17 protein-coding genes and 1 rRNA gene are annotated in these 17,105 nt (G+C 71.4%); 3 read left to right on the forward strand and 15 right to left on the reverse strand.

The genetic code is table 11. From position 1 onward, the window contains the following. Nucleotides 1-9 precede the first annotated feature (9 nt). Nucleotides 10-1,608 (reverse strand): methyltransferase, encoded by a 1,599-nt coding sequence (locus EDF19_RS16575; RefSeq protein WP_260217249.1) that lies wholly within the window; start codon nucleotides 1,606-1,608, stop codon nucleotides 10-12. Continuing rightward, nucleotides 1,605-1,970 (reverse strand): helix-turn-helix transcriptional regulator, encoded by a 366-nt coding sequence (locus tag EDF19_RS16580; RefSeq protein WP_123681955.1) that lies wholly within the window; start codon nucleotides 1,968-1,970, stop codon nucleotides 1,605-1,607. Before EDF19_RS16580 ends, EDF19_RS16575 begins: the two co-directional genes overlap by 4 nt. 101 nt (nucleotides 1,971-2,071) lie before the next feature. On the opposite strand from EDF19_RS16580, the gene EDF19_RS16585 reads away from it, so the two are divergent. Then, nucleotides 2,072-3,328: an MFS transporter gene (locus EDF19_RS16585; protein WP_123681991.1), complete on the forward strand. Its 1,257-nt coding sequence runs from the start codon at nucleotides 2,072-2,074 to the stop codon at nucleotides 3,326-3,328. Nucleotides 3,329-3,337: 9 nt separating this feature from the next. Here the strand turns inward: EDF19_RS16585 and EDF19_RS16590 are convergent, their stop codons facing one another. Then, nucleotides 3,338-3,787: a TIGR02611 family protein gene (locus EDF19_RS16590; protein WP_260217250.1), complete on the reverse strand. Its 450-nt coding sequence runs from the start codon at nucleotides 3,785-3,787 to the stop codon at nucleotides 3,338-3,340. Between the two features lie 179 nt (nucleotides 3,788-3,966). After that, complete coding sequence (locus EDF19_RS16595) at nucleotides 3,967-4,299, reverse strand: TraR/DksA C4-type zinc finger protein (protein WP_123681956.1); 333 nt, start codon at nucleotides 4,297-4,299, stop codon at nucleotides 3,967-3,969. A gap of 60 nt (nucleotides 4,300-4,359) precedes the next feature. Between EDF19_RS16595 and EDF19_RS16600 the strand changes: the two genes are divergently transcribed. Beyond that, nucleotides 4,360-5,397, forward strand: coding sequence for an LLM class flavin-dependent oxidoreductase (locus EDF19_RS16600; protein WP_123681957.1), 1,038 nt, complete (start codon nucleotides 4,360-4,362; stop codon nucleotides 5,395-5,397). A gap of 116 nt (nucleotides 5,398-5,513) precedes the next feature. Continuing rightward, the gene (locus tag EDF19_RS16605; protein WP_221180688.1) at nucleotides 5,514-5,957 is read left to right on the forward strand and encodes a DUF2510 domain-containing protein; all 444 of its coding nucleotides are present in this window, start codon (nucleotides 5,514-5,516) and stop codon (nucleotides 5,955-5,957) included. Between the two features lie 151 nt (nucleotides 5,958-6,108). Here EDF19_RS16605 and EDF19_RS16610 read toward each other — a convergent pair whose 3' ends face one another. The 11 genes from EDF19_RS16610 to rrf form a co-directional block, all read right to left on the reverse strand. Beyond that, the gene (locus EDF19_RS16610; RefSeq protein WP_123681993.1) at nucleotides 6,109-7,170 is read right to left on the reverse strand and encodes a site-specific tyrosine recombinase XerD; all 1,062 of its coding nucleotides are present in this window, start codon (nucleotides 7,168-7,170) and stop codon (nucleotides 6,109-6,111) included. A 12-nt stretch (nucleotides 7,171-7,182) separates the two neighbouring features. Further along, complete coding sequence (locus EDF19_RS16615) at nucleotides 7,183-7,752, reverse strand: NUDIX hydrolase (RefSeq protein WP_185022909.1); 570 nt, start codon at nucleotides 7,750-7,752, stop codon at nucleotides 7,183-7,185. A gap of 113 nt (nucleotides 7,753-7,865) precedes the next feature. Further along, the gene (locus EDF19_RS16620; protein ID WP_260217251.1) at nucleotides 7,866-9,581 is read right to left on the reverse strand and encodes a CTP synthase; all 1,716 of its coding nucleotides are present in this window, start codon (nucleotides 9,579-9,581) and stop codon (nucleotides 7,866-7,868) included. A gap of 194 nt (nucleotides 9,582-9,775) precedes the next feature. Further along, nucleotides 9,776-11,470: a DNA repair protein RecN gene (gene recN, locus EDF19_RS16625; RefSeq protein WP_123681959.1), complete on the reverse strand. Its 1,695-nt coding sequence runs from the start codon at nucleotides 11,468-11,470 to the stop codon at nucleotides 9,776-9,778. Between the two features lie 392 nt (nucleotides 11,471-11,862). Further along, nucleotides 11,863-12,789: an NAD kinase gene (locus EDF19_RS16630; protein WP_123681960.1), complete on the reverse strand. Its 927-nt coding sequence runs from the start codon at nucleotides 12,787-12,789 to the stop codon at nucleotides 11,863-11,865. Then, nucleotides 12,786-13,619, reverse strand: a complete 834-nt coding sequence (locus tag EDF19_RS16635; protein WP_123681961.1) for a TlyA family RNA methyltransferase — start codon at nucleotides 13,617-13,619, stop codon at nucleotides 12,786-12,788. The genes EDF19_RS16630 and EDF19_RS16635 overlap by 4 nt, the downstream gene beginning before the upstream one ends. After that, nucleotides 13,612-13,779, reverse strand: coding sequence for a hypothetical protein (locus EDF19_RS19250; RefSeq protein WP_185022910.1), 168 nt, complete (start codon nucleotides 13,777-13,779; stop codon nucleotides 13,612-13,614). Before EDF19_RS19250 ends, EDF19_RS16635 begins: the two co-directional genes overlap by 8 nt. 10 nt (nucleotides 13,780-13,789) lie before the next feature. Beyond that, nucleotides 13,790-14,761, reverse strand: a complete 972-nt coding sequence (locus EDF19_RS16640; protein ID WP_123681962.1) for an HAD-IIA family hydrolase — start codon at nucleotides 14,759-14,761, stop codon at nucleotides 13,790-13,792. A 67-nt stretch (nucleotides 14,762-14,828) separates the two neighbouring features. After that, complete coding sequence (locus EDF19_RS16645; protein ID WP_123681963.1) at nucleotides 14,829-15,635, reverse strand: hypothetical protein; 807 nt, start codon at nucleotides 15,633-15,635, stop codon at nucleotides 14,829-14,831. Continuing rightward, a complete protein-coding gene (locus EDF19_RS16650; protein ID WP_148071136.1) occupies nucleotides 15,626-16,621 on the reverse strand; it encodes a hypothetical protein in 996 nt (331 codons plus the stop codon). Before EDF19_RS16650 ends, EDF19_RS16645 begins: the two co-directional genes overlap by 10 nt. Before the next feature lie 396 nt (nucleotides 16,622-17,017). After that, a 5S ribosomal RNA gene (gene rrf / locus EDF19_RS16655) occupies nucleotides 17,018-17,105 on the reverse strand; the annotation flags it as partial.

The raw sequence follows: 17,105 nt of genomic DNA on the forward strand, positions 1-17,105 counted from the left end.
CGCCCCTCGCTAGGCCGGCAGCAGCAGCCCGTCGAGCACCAGGTCGCGCGCCGCCGGCAGCAGGTCGGCGGCGAGCACCTGCTCGTCGACACCCGTGATCTGCGCGAGCGCGCCGACGATCGCCGCGACCGACAAGTCCCCGTCGCAGGCTCCGACGAACGCGGCGAGCGCGGTGTCCGCGTCCACCCGTCGCCCGAAGCCGCCGCCCTGGACGAGCGTCATCACCGTCGGGTCGTCGTTGCCCGGCCAGTAGTAGCGCTCCTCGGTGACGTCGCCGGCCACCCGCAGGTGTGCGGCGGCGAGCGCGACGTCGTCGTGCGCGGCGAGCCAGGTCGCTGCGTCGAGGACGCGCGCGACCGTGGCACCGAGCCCCGCGGGGTTGGAGCCGAGCGTCTCGGGGACGCGCTCGAAGCGACGGAGGGCGGACGGGCCTCCAGGCAGGGGTCGACGCACCACGACGTAACCGAAGCCGACGCCCGTGACTCGGCGGTCTGCGAAGTCGTCGAGCCACGCACCCATCAGGGTGTCGAACTCCGGCGTCCCGGGCTTCGTGCCGCCGTCGCGGATCCAGGTCTCGGCGTACGAGGTCGGGTCCTGCCGCTCGCGCTCGATGACCCACGCGTCGAGGTCGGTGTCCGCGAACCAGCTGCGCACGCGGTCCAGTCCGTCGACGCCCCAGTGGTACTCCCAGTTGCCGAGCAGCTGTGCCGTCCCGCCGGGGTGGAGATGGTCGGCCAGTCCGCGCAGCACGGTCTCGACGAGGGCGTCGCCGACCATGCCGCCGTCGCGGTACTCGTACGAGGGCACACCCTCGCGGCGGGGCGTGATGACGAACGGCGGGTTCGAGACGATGCGGTCGAACTGTTCGCCCTCGACCGGCTCGAAGAGCGACCCGAAGCGGAAGTCGATGCCGTCGATGCCGTTGAGCTGCGCGTTGAAGCGTGCGATGTCGAGGGCGCGGCGCGAGATGTCGGTGGCGACCACGTGCTCGGCGAAGCGTCGGGCGTGCATGGCTTGGATCCCGCAGCCGGTGCCGAGGTCGAGCACACGGCGGACGGGCACGGGGACCTGCAGGCCGCTGAGCGTGGTGGTGGCGCCGCCGATGCCGAGCACGTGTTCCTCGCTGATGGCGTGCCCGAGGGCGAGCTCGCCGAGGTCGGAGACGATCCACCAGCTGCCGGCACCGAGGTCGTCGACGAAGGCGTACGGCCGCAGGTCGACGGCAGGGTGCACGACCGCGGCATCCACGACGTCCACGACGCCTGCGTCGTCCGCGGCGACTGCGCCGTCGGACACGCGCAGCAGCCCGGCGGCGACCACGGCGTCGAGCCCGGCCGACGGGAACGCGGCTGCGGCGTCCGCGCGGGACGTCGGCAGCCCGAGCACGAACAGGGTGGCGAGCGTGCCGAGCGGGGTCGTCTCCCGGGCGGCGAGCGCACGGAGCGCCGCGACCCGCGACCCCCGGTGCAGCGATGCGGCGGCCTCGGCGCCCCAGAGTGCATCGACCCCCTCGACGGTGAAGCCTGCGGCGTCGAGGTCGGCGGCGAGCGCCGTCGTCACGACCGGGTCGGCGCCGAGGTCGGGCAACCGGTGGGCGGTCGCGCTCACGACTCGAGACCCTCGCGGAGCAGGGCGGCCGGCACTTGCCAGTCGAGCACCAGGTCGAGCAGTCCGGGGAACCGCTGCTGCACGTCGTCCACGCGGACGCGGCTGATGCGGGTGAGTCCCTCGAGGTGCTGCTCGAGCAGTCCGGCCTCGCGCAGGACCCGGAAGTGGTGCGTGAGCGTGGACTTCGGTCGGTCGATCCCGACCCAGCCGCAGCTCCGCTCTCCCCCGGCGGCGTCGACCAGGTAGCGGTGCAGGATCGCCAACCGGATCGGGTCGCTCAGGGCGTCCAGGACGACGGGGAGGTCCATCTCGGCCACGGACGGCTGCGGGAGTCGTTCGGGGGCATCGACGTGCGCGGGCATGGACGGGACGCTACCACCGTTCGGCTCACAGTACGACTTGCGTCGTACAGCAGACTGCGGTACGAATGCAGTCGTACAACGAGCCATCGGAAGGGATGCTCATGCAGCAGTCAGCTCGCTCGGTCGCCGGGTTCTGGATCCTCGCGGCGATGCTCCTGGTGTCGGTCGCGTCCTCCGCGGTCCCGTCACCCATCTACCCGGTCTACGCGGCCGAGTGGCACCTCACGCCCCTCATGCTCACCGGGGTCTTCGCCATCTACGTCGCCGGACTCCTGACCAGTCTGCTGATCGCCGGACGCCTGTCCGACCACGTCGGCCGGAAGCCCGTGCTCGTCGCCGGCGGGCTCGGCGTCGCCCTCTCGCTCGGCCTGTTCGCCGTCGCGGACGGTGTCGGCGCACTCATCGTGGACCGCATCGTGCAGGGCGTCTCCGTGGGGCTCCTCATCGGGGCGCTCGGCGCAGCCCTCATCGACAACTCGCTCGAACGGCACCCGACCCTCGCCGGCGTGCTGAACGGCGTCATCCCGCCGATCGCCCTGGCCACCGGCGCGATGTCGAGCGGCGCACTCGTGCAGTGGGGTCCCGCACCCGAACAGCTCGTGTACCTGCTGTTCGGCGCCCTGCTCGTGCTGCTCGTCCTCGCCCTCGTGGTCGTCCCCGAGCAGGTGCAGCGCCGCCCCGGTGCGCTCCGTTCCCTGCGCCCGACGATCAGCGTGCCGCGGTCCTCGCGTCGGCTGTTCCGCGGCGTCGTCGGCTCGCTCGTCGCCAGCTGGGCGCTCGGCGGCATGTTCCTGTCGCTCGTCCCTTCGGCCCTCGGCGCGGTCTTCGGGATCACGAACCACTTCGCAGCCGGAGCCCTCATCGCCGTCGTCACCGGCGTCGGTGCGCTGACCGGGCTCGCCACGCAGCGGATGGACGCGCGCCGTGCCGTGCTCGTCGGACTCGTCGCCCTCGTGCTCGGTCCGATCGTGACCGTGGCGTTCGTGATGGCGAACTCGCTGCCCGGACTCGTCGTCGGCAGCGCGATCGCCGGCGTGGGCTTCGGCGCCGGGTTCCAGGCACCGCTCCGGATGCTCCTCGCGACCGCCGCACCGACCCACCGTGCCGGACTGCTGTCGACGATCTACGTGGTCAGCTACCTGGCGTTCGGCGTCCCCGCGGTCATCGGCGGGCTGCTCGAGCCCACCGTCGGCCTGGTCCCCGTGATCGCCGGGTACGGCGGCTTCATCGTCCTGGCCGCCGTCGTCGCCCTCGTGCTGCAGCTGGTGTCCAAGGACGCGGCCGCGGTCGAGGAACACGCCGCCGAGGTCATCGAGCGCACCGCGACCGGTTCGATCCGGGTGGCGTCGGCCGACTGACGCCTGGCCTCAGTGGCCGGGTCGTGCCGAGTTGGTGCCGCGTGCACGACCCCGGACCCCGACGGTCCGTGTGGCCCCGGTGTGGGCGGCGTCGACGTCGGCCTTGCCGCGGTCCGCTGCGTCACGCAGGCGCTTCGGCCCGTGCCGCTTCGCCCAGTCCCAGAAGCGGTGCAACTGCGCCTTGAGCCACACGATGATCTTGTGGAAGAAGTGGAACTCGCTCGCGAGGACCGTCAACCCGATGAACACGACCAGCCAACCGGGACCGGGCAGCGGCACCAGGATGAGCCCGATGATGACGACCAGTCCCCCGATGACCCCGACGAGGACCTTGTAGAAGAGGTGCACGTGCGGCCGGGCGTGGATCCAGGTCCGCATGTCGTGGAACCACTGGAAGCGCTGGCGATGCGCACCATCGGCCCGGGCCTCGCCGGGTCGGTCGTTCGGGTCGCCGTCCATGTCGGAAATCTAGGACCCGCGGCTGGGAATCAGCGGCGCAGGACGTGGACGCGCGGTGCGCGGACACCGGACGTGCGTGGCGGGCCGGCACCGTGCCTCCAGGCCGTCTGCAGGTGTCTGCCGGTCCGCCGGACGGGTGTCCGCCCGTCCGTCAGGCGGGGTGTCTGCCTGGAGGCGCGTCACGCGTGGGCGACGCACGTCGCCGCCCACGGGACAGCGGCCAATCGGGCCGCTGCGATGGGTTCGCCGCCGACGGTGCAGATCCCGTAGGTGCCGGCGTCGAGCCGCGCGAGCGCGGCGTCCACCTGCTGGACCCGCAGCCGCGCGCCGTCCCGGACCGCGCCGAGCGAGCCGCGCTCCCACGCGAGGGTCGCGCCCTCCGGATCGTGCTCGTCGTCGGAGTTCGCGTCCTGCCGGGCATCACTGACGTCCCGCATGCTCCGTTCGACGTCGGCGAGCAGCCGTTCGTTCCGGGCACGTTCGGCGTCCAGGGCGGTGCGGGGGTCCTCCATGCCGGACACCGTAGTCGCGCGTCCCCGCGACGGAATGGCAACCACCCCGGATGCGTTCGCATGCACATGACGAAGATCGGGTTCCTGTCGTTCGGACACTGGCGCGACGTGCCGGGGTCGAAGGTGCGCAGCGGCCGGGAGGCCCTGGTGCAGGCCATCGACCTCGCGGTCGCAGCCGAGGAGGCCGGCGTCGACGGCGCCTACTTCCGCGTGCACCACTTCGCACCGCAGCAGGCGGCGCCGTTCCCCCTGCTCTCCGCGATCGCCGCGAAGACCAGCCGGATCGAGATCGGCACCGGCGTGATCGACATGCGCTACGAGAACCCGCTGTACATGGCCGAGGAGGCCGCGGCGACCGACCTGATCTCCGGCGGCCGACTGCAGCTCGGCGTCTCGCGAGGATCACCCGAGACCGCCCAGGCCGGTTACCAGCAGTTCGGGTACGTGCCCGACGCGTCCGACCCGAACGGTGCGGACCTCGCCCGTGCGCACACGAGCGTGCTCCGCCGTGCGATCGCCGGTGAGCCGATGGCCAACGCGAACCCGCAGATGACCGGCATGACCGGATCGCTGCCGATCTCCCCACTCTCCGACTCGCTCGGCGACCGGATCTGGTGGGGCGCCGGCACGCGCGCCACCGCCGAGTGGACCGCCGAACAGGGCATGAACCTGATGTCCTCGACACTGCTCACCGAGGACACCGGCGTGCCGTTCGACGAGCTGCAGGCCGAGCAGATCACCCGCTTCCGCAGCACCTGGGAGTCGATGGGCTGGGGTCGTGAGCCGCGCGTCTCGGTGTCGCGCAGCATCATCCCGATCATCGACGACGAGTCGCGGCACTACTTCGGCGTGCGCGCGCAGGTCGAGGGGCAGGACCAGGTCGGGCACCTCGACGGCGGGCTCGCACGCTTCGGCCGCTCGTACATCGGATCACCGGAACAGCTGGTCGAGGAACTCGCGGCGGACAAGGCCGTGCGTGCTGCCGACACCGTGCTCGTCACCGTGCCGAACCAGCTCGGCGTCGACTTCAACGCCCGGCTGCTCGCCGCGGTGAAGGACGTGTTCACCGAGGTCGACGCGGCGCCCGTCCCCGCCTGACCGCCAGCCGCGCGCAGCGGTCCCCCCTTGTGCCGACACCCGGCTTGGGACTGTGGCGCGGGCTCGGGTTCTCGTACCGTCGAGGAGCACCATCCCCCGCACCTCGAGGAGCCCACGTGACACTGCCGGCCGCAGGCTGGTTCCCGGACCCGCAGGACGCACGTCGTCTGCGGTGGTGGGACGGACACGCTTGGGGAGCCGCGACGCGCGTCCTCCCGAGCAGTCCCGAGTCCGTCGCGCCGATCGTCGTCGCCCCCGTCGTGCCGGCGTTCTCGGTGCACACGGGGTCGATCCGGACGCGGGCCTGGTCCTCCGGGGGCGAGGACCGACGACTCTGCCTGTTCACGATCATCGCCGTGCTGCTGGCCGCGACCTCGGTGGTCGTCAACCCGTGGGGCATCTGCGGCCTGCTCGCCCTGGCCGCGGGAGTCGTCGGCATGATCCGCCCGGGTGCGACCGGGCCGTGGGCCGTGGTCGCGAGGAGCGCCTCGGCGAGCGCCGTCGTCGTCGCGGTGACCACGTCGGTCATCGCCGCGAGCGCCCAGTTCCACGTGTTCTGACCCCAAGCAGGCGCGACCGCCGCGACCGCCGCGCGCCGCGCTGAACGACGCGCGGCGCGCGACTTCGTGAGCAGGAATGGTCGGGCGCGCCGATGCCACTCGACCATTTCTGCTCACGAAGCGCCCGCGACCGCGACCGCGGCGCCCGCCGCTACCGCCGCGCCCGCGGGTGAGCCGTCTGGTACACGTCCCGCAGCATGTCCGCCGTGACCATCGTGTAGATCTGCGTCGTCGCCACACTCGCGTGCCCGAGCAACTCCTGCACCACCCGCACGTCGGCACCGCCCTCGAGCAGGTGCGTCGCGAACGAGTGCCGGAAGGTGTGCGGCGAGACGTGCGCCTCGAGGCCCGCCGCCTCCGCTGCCGCCTGGATCACGAGCCACGCACTCTGCCGCGACAGTCGGGCACCCCGGGCACCGAGGAACAGCGCCGGCGTCGACGGACCCCGCGCCGCGAACACCGGCCGCGCCCGCACCAGGTAGGCGTCGATCGCGGCCCGCGCGAAGCTGCCGAGCGGGACGACCCGCTGCTTGTTCCCCTTGCCGGTGACCTTCACGACGGCGAGACCGTCGGCCGCGGGGGCGGAGCCGTCGGGCGCGGAGCCGTCGGCCGCGGGCGCGGGCGCGAAGCCGTCGGGCGCGAAGCCGTCGGACAGCGTCGCGACGTCGTCGACCGACAACCCCACGGCCTCCGAGATCCGCGCACCGGTGGCGTAGAGCAGCTCGAGCAGCGCCCTGTCCCGGAGCCGCACGGGGTCGTCGACACCGTCGTCGGCCGCCACCGCTCCGAGCAACCGCTCCATGTCCTCGATCGAGATCGCCTTCGGCAACCGCGTCGGGGCCTTCGGCGGGCGGACGGCGGTGCCGGGGTCGATCGGCAGCCAGCCCTCCCCTGCCGCGAAGGCCGTGAACGAGCGCACCGAACTGAGCATCCGGGCGATGGACCGCGGCGCGAGCGGACCCGACGGGCGCGTCGCCAGGTGGGTCACGAACCCCGAGACGTCCGCACGAGCCAGTCGCCCGACGTCGTCGAGCACCAACGCTCCACCGGCACGGTCCGCGCCGTCGGAGTCGGAGTCGACCACCGGAGCCGACTCCAGCCACGACGCGAACACCGCGAGGTCCCGCCGGTACGCCGACAGGGTGTGCTGCGACAGCCCACGCTCGATCGCGACGTGCCGCAGGTACGTCTCGGTGGCACGGTCGAGCGGGATCACGCCACGAGGCTAGCGCCGCTCGGCAGCGTCCACCGCGAGCACGGCCACGACCAGCCCGGAGTTGTGCAGCCGTCCGTCCAGGATCGCCTCCACCAGCTCGGCCCGCGGCACCCAGCGCTTCACGATGTCGGCCTCCTCGGCCTCGCGGTCGAAGGCGTCGGCGGTCGCACGCACGCCGCGGGCCCGGTAGACCTGCAGGAACTCGTTGCTCCCACCCGACGAGGTGTTGTACCGGACGAGGGGCTCCCACTCGTCGGCCTCGAGGTCTGCCTCTTCCGCCAGCTCGCGCTTCGCGGCGGTCAGGTGGTCCTCGCCCTCCATGTCGAGCAGCCCCGCGGGCAGCTCCCAGTCACGCACCCGGACCGGGTGCCGGTACTGCTGGATGACCAGGACTCGGCCCTCGTCGTCCTCGGCGTAGACCGCGACGGCGCCGGTGTGGTCGATGTACTCGCGCACCATCGAGTCGTCGTGGTACGCGATGGTGTCGCGACGAACGTCCCACACGGCACCCTCGTACACGACGGTGGAATCGGTGACCTCGAACGAGGCGGCTTCGTCAGCGATGGGTGCGTCAGTCACGGACCCATCCAAGCACGCGCGCCTCGCGGAACCAGGTTCAGTGGACGCGACCACACGAAGACGGGAGGCGCGGTGCCAGCTGGCACCGCGCCTCCAGTCAGAACGCCGTCGCGTTACGCGACCTGCTCCTCGTTCTGCGGGTCGAACAGGCTGGACGCCTCGTGGCGCTCGATCGCGGCCGCGACGAGCCCCGCGAACAGCGGGTGCGCGTGCGTCGGACGCGAGCGGAGCTCCGGGTGCGCCTGCGTGGCGATGTAGAACGGGTGCACGTCGCGCGGCAGCTCGACGTACTCGACCAGGGTGCCGTCGGGCGACGTGCCCGAGAAGACCAGGCCGGCGTCCGCGATCTGCTCGCGGTACTTGTTGTTCACCTCGTAGCGGTGACGGTGACGCTCGGAGGCCTCCGGCGCACCGTACAGCTCGGCCGCGAGGGACCCCTCGGTGAACGACGCCGGGTACAGACCGAGGCGCATCGTGCCGCCCAGGTCGCCGCCGGCGATGATGTCCACCTGCTCCGCCATGGTCGCGATGACCGGCGTCGAGGTCTCCGGGTCGAACTCGGTGCTCGACGCATCGGTCAGGCCGACCTCGTGCCGGGCGTACTCGATGACCATGCACTGCAGGCCGAGGCACAGGCCGAGCGTCGGGATGCCCTGCTCGCGGGCGAAGCGCAGCGCGCCGAGCTTGCCCTCGATGCCACGGACGCCGAAGCCGCCGGGGATGCAGATGCCGTCGACGTCACCGAGCTGCTTCGCAGCGCCCTCCGGCGTGGTGCAGTCGTCCGAGACGACCCACTTCAGCGTGACCTTCGCGTCGTGCGCGAAGCCACCGGCACGGAGCGCCTCGGTGACCGACAGGTAGGCGTCCGGCAGGTCGATGTACTTGCCGACCAGTGCGATCGTGACGTCCTTCTTGGGCTCGTGCACGGCACGGAGCACCGGGGTCCACGCAGTCCAGTCGACGTCGGCCGCCTCGAGGCGGAGCGCGTCGACGATGACCTGGTCGAGCCCCTGGTCGTGCAGCAGCGACGGCAGGTCGTAGATCGACGGGACGTCCACCGCGTTCACCACGGCGTCCTCGTCCACGTCGCACATCAGCGCGATCTTCTTCTTGTTCGAGTCCGACACCGGACGGTCCGACCGGAGCACGAGGGCGTCGGGCTGGATGCCGATCGAGCGGAGCGCAGCGACCGAGTGCTGCGTCGGCTTCGTCTTCTGCTCACCCGAGGCGTTCATGAACGGCACGAGCGAGACGTGCACGAAGAACACGTTGTTGCGACCGAGCTCGTGTCGCACCTGGCGCGCCGACTCGATGAACGGCTGCGACTCGATGTCGCCGACCGTGCCACCGACCTCGGTGATGATGACGTCGGGCTGCGGGTCGTTCTGCGCCTGCTCGCGCATCCGCCGCTTGATCTCGTCGGTGATGTGCGGGATGACCTGCACGGTGTCACCGAGGTACTCGCCGCGACGCTCCTTGGCGATCACCGTCGAGTACACCTGACCGGTGGTGACGTTCGCCGACTGCGACAGGTTGATGTCGAGGAAGCGCTCGTAGTGCCCGATGTCGAGGTCCGTCTCCGCACCGTCGTCGGTCACGAAGACCTCGCCGTGCTGGAACGGGTTCATGGTGCCCGGGTCCACGTTGAGGTACGGGTCGAGCTTCTGCATGACGACCTTGAGGCCGCGAGCAGTGAGGAGGTTGCCGAGGCTGGCTGCCGTCAGGCCCTTGCCGAGAGACGAGACGACCCCGCCGGTCACGAAGATCTGCTTCGTCACCTTCGGGGTCGAGATCGAAGAATTGGTACCGCCGCTGAGAGTGTCCGCCACGGGATTCCATCGTACGTCAGAACTGCCTGGAGGCGCGACCTCGGTTCGCCGTGGGCGTTGCGCGGGTGGGTGGTCGGGTCTTCACGCGGCGGTCGCGCATGCTTGCCTGCTTGCCTGCTTGCCTGCTTGCCTGCCTGCCTGCCTGCCTGCCTGCCTGCCTGCCTGCTTGCCTGCTTCCTTGGCGGCGTGGCCGGTCAGGCCGTCTGGCCGGCCACGTCGAGCAGTTCGCGTGCGTGCTCCATGCCGCTGGCGCTGTCGCCGAGCCCGGAGAGCAGTCGCGCCATCTCCTGCAGCCGGTCCTCGCCCTCGAGGCGTCGCACACTCGACGAGGTCACCGCGCCGCTCGCGTCCTTCACCACGTTGAGGTGGTTGTTCGCGAACGCCGCGACCTGCGCCAGGTGCGTGACGACGATGACCTGGGTCCGCTCGGCGAGCTTCGCCAAGCGTCGGCCGATCTCGATCGCCGCCGCACCGCCGACGCCGGCGTCGACCTCGTCGAAGACGAACGTCGGCACCGTCGTACTGCCCGCCATCACGACCTCGATCGCGAGCATCACACGCGAGAGCTCACCACCGGACGCCCCCTTGCCGATCGGACGAGGGTCCGTGCCGGAGTGCGGCTGGAGCAGGATCGACACCTGGTCGCGTCCGTGCCGGCGGTACTCGCCCGCGTCGGTGACCTCGACCACGAGCGTCGCCCCCGCCATCGCGAGGGTCCCCAGCTCCGCCGTCACACGCTTCGCGAGATCGGTGGCCGCCTTCGTCCGAGCAGCCGTGAGGGCAGTCGCCGCGGTCTCGAGCGCCCGCTCGTCCTGTTCGACGGCCTGCTGCAGCGCCGCGATCCGGTCGTCGTCGCCATCGAGTTCGAGGAGTCGGTCGCTGGCGCGCTGCCCGTACGCGATGACGTCGTCGACGGTCTCGCCGTACTTCCGGGTCAGGCCCGCGAGCAGCGCGCGACGCTCGTTGATGAGCTCGAGGTCGTGGCCTGCTTCTGGCTCGAGGGACCCGAGGTAACTGGAGATGCTCGCGGAGGCCTCCGCCGCCTGGATCCCGAGCTCCGTGAGCTGCTCGAGCACGGGCTGCAAGGCCGAGTCGGAGCTCGCGACCCGTTCGACGGCGCGGCGCGCGGACTCGACCAGGCCGATGACGTCGGACACCCCGTCGAGGGACTCGCTCGACAGCGCCTCGTGGGCGAGGGCCGCCGACAACCGGAGTTCCTCGAGGTTCCCGAGCCGCTCGGCACGCTCGGCGAGTTCGACGTCCTCGCCGGGCTGCGGGTCTGCCGCCTCGATCTCGTCCGAGGCCGCACGGATCCGCTCCGCCTCGGTCACGCGGTCGTCGCGGTCACGGGTGAGCGTCTCGAGTTCGCCCGCGTGCGCCTGCCACGCGTCGTACGCGGCGACGTAGCGGCCCAACGCCTTCTCGAGTGCCGGCCCGCCGAACCCGTCGAGTGCGGCGCGCTGTGCCGTCGCCGAGGTCAAGCGGATCTGGTCGGACTGCCCGTGCACCGTGACGAGCTGGTCCGCGAGTTCGCCGAGCACCGCCACCGGGGCGCTGCGTCCGCCGACCGTGGCACGGCTCCGGCCCTCCGCCGAGACCGTACGCGTGAGGATGAGCTCACCGTCCTCGACCGCGCCGCCGGCGTCCTCGACGCGTTCGGCCACGGCGGCGTGCTCCGGGACGCTCCACCGGCCCTCCACGACGGCGCTGGAGGCACCGCGGCGCACCGAACCGGCGTCGGCACGGGCGCCGAGCAGCAGCCCGAGCGCGGTGACGATCATGGTCTTGCCCGCACCGGTCTCGCCGGTCACCACGGTGAACCCCGGCCCGAGCTCGAGCGTGGTCTCCCCGATGACGCCGAGGTCGCGGATGGCGATCTCCTCGATCAACAGTTCTCCTCGGTGCGCAGTCCGTCTGGAGCAGTCACGGCGGCGATGCTGCGTCCCTCCACGGCGATCAACAGTTCTCCTCGGTGCGCAGTCCGTCTGGAGCAGTCACGGCGGCGATGCTGCGTCCCTCCACGGCGATCAACAGTTCTCCTCGGTGTGCAGTCCGTCTGGAGCAGTCACGGCGGCGATGCTGCGTCCCTCCACGGCGATCAACAGTTCTCCTCGGTGTGCAATCCGTCTGGAGCAGTCACGACGGCGATGCTGCGTCCCTCCACGGCGATCAACAGTTCTCCTCGGTGTGCAATCCGTCTGGAGCAGTCACGGCGGCGATGCTGCGTCCCTCCACGGCGATCAACAGTTCTCCTCGGTGTGCAATCCGCTCTTCACGGCGATCACAGGTCGTCCTCGTCGCCGTCCTGCGGCCCACGCCAGCCGGCGACCGGCAACTGGAACTTGGCGACGAGACGGTCGGTGAACGGTGCGTCCTTGAGCCGCGCCACGCGCACGGGATCGGGCGACCGCCGGACCTCGACCCGCGCTCCCGGCGGGAGGTCGTGCGTCCGTCGGCCGTCGCACCACAGCACGCCGACGCCGCTCGTCCGCCGCAGGACCTCGACCGCGAGGGTGCAGTCCGGGCCGACCACGATCGGCCGTGCGAACAGGGCGTGGGCGCTCAGCGGCACCATCAGCAGCGCGTCGACGTCCGGCCAGACGATGGGCCCACCACCGGAGAACGAGTACGCCGTCGAGCCCGTCGGCGTGGACACGACGACACCGTCGCACCCGAACGTGGACAGCGGGCGACCGTCGACCTCGGTGACGACCTCGAGCATGCGCTCCCGCGAAGCCTTCTCGATCGTGGCCTCGTTCAGCGCCCAGCTCGAGTAGACGACCTGGTGACCGACGACCACGTCGACCTGCAGCGTGACGCGCTCCTCGACGTGGTACTCGCCCGACAGTGCGCGTTCGACGGTCTCGGCGAGGCCGTCGCGCTCGCTCTCGGCCAAGAACCCGACGTGCCCGAGGTTCACGCCGACGATCGGCGCGCGGGTCTCACGGACGAGCTCCGCCGCACGGAGGATGGTGCCGTCGCCGCCGAGCACGATGACGATCTCGAGCTGGTCCGCCTGGACGTCCACACCGAGGATGTCGACCTGCCCGACCGAGGCTTCGGCCCGTCGGATGTCGGCGTACTCGTCGAAGGGCATCACCGGCGTCAGACCGGCCGCGTGCAGGAGGTCGCAGACCTCGACGGCGGCATCGATGGAGTCTCGTCGGCCCGTGTGGGACACGAGCAGGATGTGGCGGTCGTCGCTCATGCGGTTCCCTCGGTCAGTTCGGTCGCCCGGACGATCCATTCTGTCGGATTGCCCCCGACACTGCGCTGGAAGCGAGCGAGGTACTCGTGGTTGCCGTGGGTGCCGACGATCGGCGACGCGGCGAGCCCGGTCGTGCCGAGCCCGAGGTCCCACGCAGCCCAGAGCACGTTCATGAGGGCGTCGTTGCGGAGGCCGGCGTCGTGGACGATGCCTTCGCGGACCCCGCCCCGACCGACCTCGAACTGCGGCTTCACGAGGAGCACGAAGTCGTCTGCGGGGACGGCCTCGGCCAGCGCGGGCAGCACGAGCCGGAGCGAGATGAACGACAGGTCCCCGACCACCAGGGTCGTCTCGGCCGCACTGGCGTCGAGAGCGAGGTAGTCGTCCCGCGTGAGGCTGCGCGCATTGACCCCCTCGACCACGGCGACACGCTCGTCGAGGGCCACCGTCGGGTGCAGCTGACCGTGTCCGACGTCGAGCGCGATCACCCGGCGGGAGCCGCGGGCGAGCAGGACCTGGGTGAACCCGCCGGTGCTGGCGCCGACGTCGAGGACGACGCGACCGGCAGGGTCGACACCGAACGCGTCGAGCGCGCCGACGAGCTTGTGCGCCGCACGGGAGACCCACTCGTCCGCAGCATCGACGACGATGTCCGCTCCGGGGGGCACCGGGGCGGAGGGCTTCACGAGCGTGCGCCCGTCCACCGTGACCCGGCCGTCCTGGATGAGCTTCGTCGCGACCGTGCGGGACCGCGCCAGCCCGCGGGCGGCGAGGAGTGCGTCGAGGCGGACCGGGGACGCGTCGGGCACGGCACCGTCCGGCTCAGGCACTCGCGGAGCCGCCGCTCTCGAGCCGCGTCCGCAGCTCGTCGTGGAGGGCCGAGAAGGCGTCAGCGCGCTCGGCCAGCGGCAGGGTCTCGGCCGCCGCAGTGCGCGCGGCGAAGTCGTCCTGCGGCTCCGTCGGGTCGGACGTCTGCTCCTGGTTCGGCACGTCCGACACGCTACTCGCCGCCGTACAGCTGCGCGTCGACGTCGAGACCGTAGATGGCCAGGCCGGACTCCCAGATCAGGGCGGCGCCGGCCCGCAGGCGATCGATGGCCGTCCCGGCGTCCAGCACCCGGACGACGTGTCCGCGCATCGCGACGGTGGCGCTGCCGACCGTGACGTACCGCGTGCCGTCCTCGTCCTCGCGCCGCACGGCGGCGGGGTACGGCTGGGACAGCCCGCGGAGGTCCTCGAGCACGTAGGTCGGACGCGAGCGCTGGTCGGCGGCGAGCACTTGCTTCGCCTGGTCGATGCCCGTCAGCACGAGGACACTCGGGATCCCGACGTCGTTCGCACCCTTGATGTCGGTGTCGAGGCGGTCACCGATGAAGAGCGTCGAGCCGCCACCGAACCGCTCGACGGCGGCGTCGAAGATCGGATGCTCGGGCTTCCCGGCGACGACCGGCATGCGACCGACGGCCTGGTGCACCGCGGACACGAGCGTGCCGTTGCCCGGTGCGATCCCCCGTTCGACCGGGATCGACCAGTCCATGTTCGTGGCGACCCACGGCACGTCCGGGTCGGCGAGGGCGAAGGACGCCTCGGCCAGTTCCTTCCACCCGAGGTCGGGCGAGAAGCCCTGGATGACGGCGGCCGGTGAGTCCTCGGCGCTGGTCGTCACCGTGAACCCGGCAGCCTCGACGATGCTCGACAGGCCGAGCCCGCCCGTCACCAGCACCGTGGAGCCGGCGGGGACGAGCGTCGCGAGCAGTTGGACGCCGGCCTGCGACGAGGTCACGACGTCGTCCTCGGACACCTCGAGCCCGTAGCGCTCCAGGTGCTCCGCGACGTCGATCGGACGTCGGGAGGCGTTGTTCGTGATGTACCCGACCCGCGCCGTGAGCGAGGCGCGCGTGAGTGCCTCGACCGCGTGGGGGATCGCGTTCCGCCCCCGGTAGACGACGCCGTCGAGGTCCGTGAGGACCACGTCGACGCCGTCCGTGAGGGCCGTCGGAGCATCGGTCGGCTGCGCGCCCGCCGATGCCGCCGGGGCGTCAGTCGGCTGCGGAGCCGTCGACGTCGCGGGGGTTGTCGTCGTCGATCTCGCCGGGCTCGTCGGAGTCCCCGGGGTCGCCGACGACGTCGGGTTCGGCGAAGTCGGACTCGTCGTCGAGGTCGGCGTCGTCGTCGAGCTGCTCGGTGTCGTCGAGCTCGTCGGCGTGTCCGGGTTCTTCGACTTCGAGCGTTTCCTCGACCACATCAACTGTCTCCCAAGCGTTCTCGTCGGCGACTTCGGCCAGGGCCGCTGCCGCACGGTCAACACGGGCCCACCACTCGTCGGCCTCGTCCTGACGGCCCAGCTCCTCGAGCGTGGCCGCGTAAGCACTGTAGAGCGCCGGGGACCACGTGTAGGCGGTCGACGGGTCGAGCTGTGGAATCTCCAGCTCGCCGAGTGCGGCTGTGGGATTCCCGAGGTCGAGCCGTGCCCCGGACATCGCGATCGCGAGCTCGACCTGGACGGCGGTGTCGAGCGCGGATCGCTCGACCGACCGGCCCAGCTCGAGGGCCCGCTCCGGACGTCCGAGTCCACGCTCGCAGTCGACCATCATCGGCAGCTGGTCGTTGCGACCGGAGATCCGACGGTAGGTCCGGAGCTCGCGCAGCGCCGTCGCGAAGTCACCGAGGCGGTACGCCGTGATGGCTGCGGTCTCACGCACGACACCGACACGACCGGCTCGACGAGCAGCGCTCAGGGCGTGCTGGTTCGCGGTCTCCGGGTCGTCGTCGACGAACAGCGCCGCGGCGACGAGGTGACGTGCCACCCAGTCAGCGTTGTCCTTGCTGAGCGTCTTCAGCTCCATGCGTGCAGCGGGGTCGAGGTCCCGCGCCTGGATCTCCTCGGGGATCTCCGGATCGTCGTGCCGCGGGCGGATCGACTTCGTGCCGTACGGGTCGCGGTCCTCCCAGTCGTCACGGGCGGCCTCGCCGAAGCGGGCGCCGGCGTGACGCGTGCCGTCACCGAACCGGCGGCGCTCGTCACCACCGTCGCGGGGCGGACGGCCACCGTCGCGTTGAGGGCGGTCCGAACCGCCCCGGAAGGCCGGACGATCACCGTCACGGCGCGGGCGGTCCGACGAGCCGCTGCGGAACGAGGGACGGTCGCCATCACGAGCCGGACGGTCGGAGGAGCCACCACGGTACGACGGACGGTCGCCATCACGAGCCGGACGGTCGGAGGAGCCACCACGGTACGAGGGACGGTCACCGTCACGAGTCGGGCGGTCGGAACCACCGCGGTACGACGGACGGTCGCCATCGCGACGCGGACGGTCGGAAGAGCCACCACGGTACGAGGGGCGGTCGCCATCACGAGCCGGACGGTCAGAACCACCACGGTACGACGGACGGTCACCATCACGACGCGGACGGTCAGAGCCGCCCTGGTACGGACGATCACCATCACGACGCGGACGGTCAGAGGAGCCACCACGGTACGACGGACGGTCGCCATCACGAGCCGGACGGTCGGAACCACCACGGTACGACGGCCGGTCACCATCACGAGCCGGACGGTCGGAACCACCACGGTACGACGGCCGGTCAGCATCACGAGCCGGACGGTCAGAGCCGCCCTGGTACGGACGATCACCATCACGACGCGGACGGTCGGCGCCGCGGGGGCCATCCCCGCGAGGGGGCCGGCCGGAGTCTCCGCGGTCGCTCCGCCACGACGGACGGTCGTTGCGGTCGTTCGATCGGAACGGACGGTCGCCGTCACGGCGCGGGGCGCTGTCCCGGCCAGCCGCACCATCACGGAACGGACGGTCGCCACGATCGGGCCGGTCACGACGGTCGCCTTCGCGGCGCTCGAAATCCCGAGGACCGGACGACCACCGTCCATCGCCCTGTCCGTCGCGACGCGGCGCACCATCACGACGAGGGGGCCGGTCGCCGTCCCGACGGGGTCGGTCTCCGCGGTCGTCGTTCCGCCGCTGATCGTCGTCGTTCGCCACCGTTGCTCCTCATCGCGTGCCCGTCGCTGCGCTCGGGCGTTCGTCCGCTGTGTCGTTGTGTTGGGTGCCGCGTCGGTCTACCCGACGTTCCCGTCCAGTCCATCACGAACCAGAGCGCGCGTCGAGCCACCTGCGGCGAAAACAGAAATGGCCACCGGCCCCCGTCGAGAACGAGGGTCTCCCCTAAGAGTTCTCGATGGAGGGCCGATGGCCACATCTTCTTACGTTAAGTCCGGCGGCGTCCTACTCTCCCACAAGGTCCCCCTTGCAGTACCATCGGCGCTGAGAGGCTTAGCTTCCGGGTTCGGAATGTGACCG

Source organism: Curtobacterium sp. PhB115 (assembly GCF_003752025.1).
Classification (GTDB): domain Bacteria; phylum Actinomycetota; class Actinomycetes; order Actinomycetales; family Microbacteriaceae; genus Curtobacterium.

What these genes read in the sequence shown, in the direction of transcription:
- EDF19_RS16595 (WP_123681956.1), bottom strand. Translation starts at nt 4,299, where the DNA reads ATGGAGGACCCCCGCACCGCCCTGGACGCCGAACGTGCCCGGAACGAA.
- EDF19_RS16590 (WP_260217250.1), bottom strand. Translation starts at nt 3,787, where the DNA reads ATGGACGGCGACCCGAACGACCGACCCGGCGAGGCCCGGGCCGATGGT.
- EDF19_RS16645 (WP_123681963.1), bottom strand. Translation starts at nt 15,635, where the DNA reads ATGGAGCTGAAGACGCTCAGCAAGGACAACGCTGACTGGGTGGCACGT.
- EDF19_RS16600 (WP_123681957.1), top strand. Translation starts at nt 4,360, where the DNA reads ATGCACATGACGAAGATCGGGTTCCTGTCGTTCGGACACTGGCGCGAC.
- EDF19_RS16585 (WP_123681991.1), top strand. Translation starts at nt 2,072, where the DNA reads ATGCAGCAGTCAGCTCGCTCGGTCGCCGGGTTCTGGATCCTCGCGGCG.
- EDF19_RS16630 (WP_123681960.1), bottom strand. Translation starts at nt 12,789, where the DNA reads ATGAGCGACGACCGCCACATCCTGCTCGTGTCCCACACGGGCCGACGA.
- EDF19_RS16580 (WP_123681955.1), bottom strand. Translation starts at nt 1,970, where the DNA reads ATGCCCGCGCACGTCGATGCCCCCGAACGACTCCCGCAGCCGTCCGTG.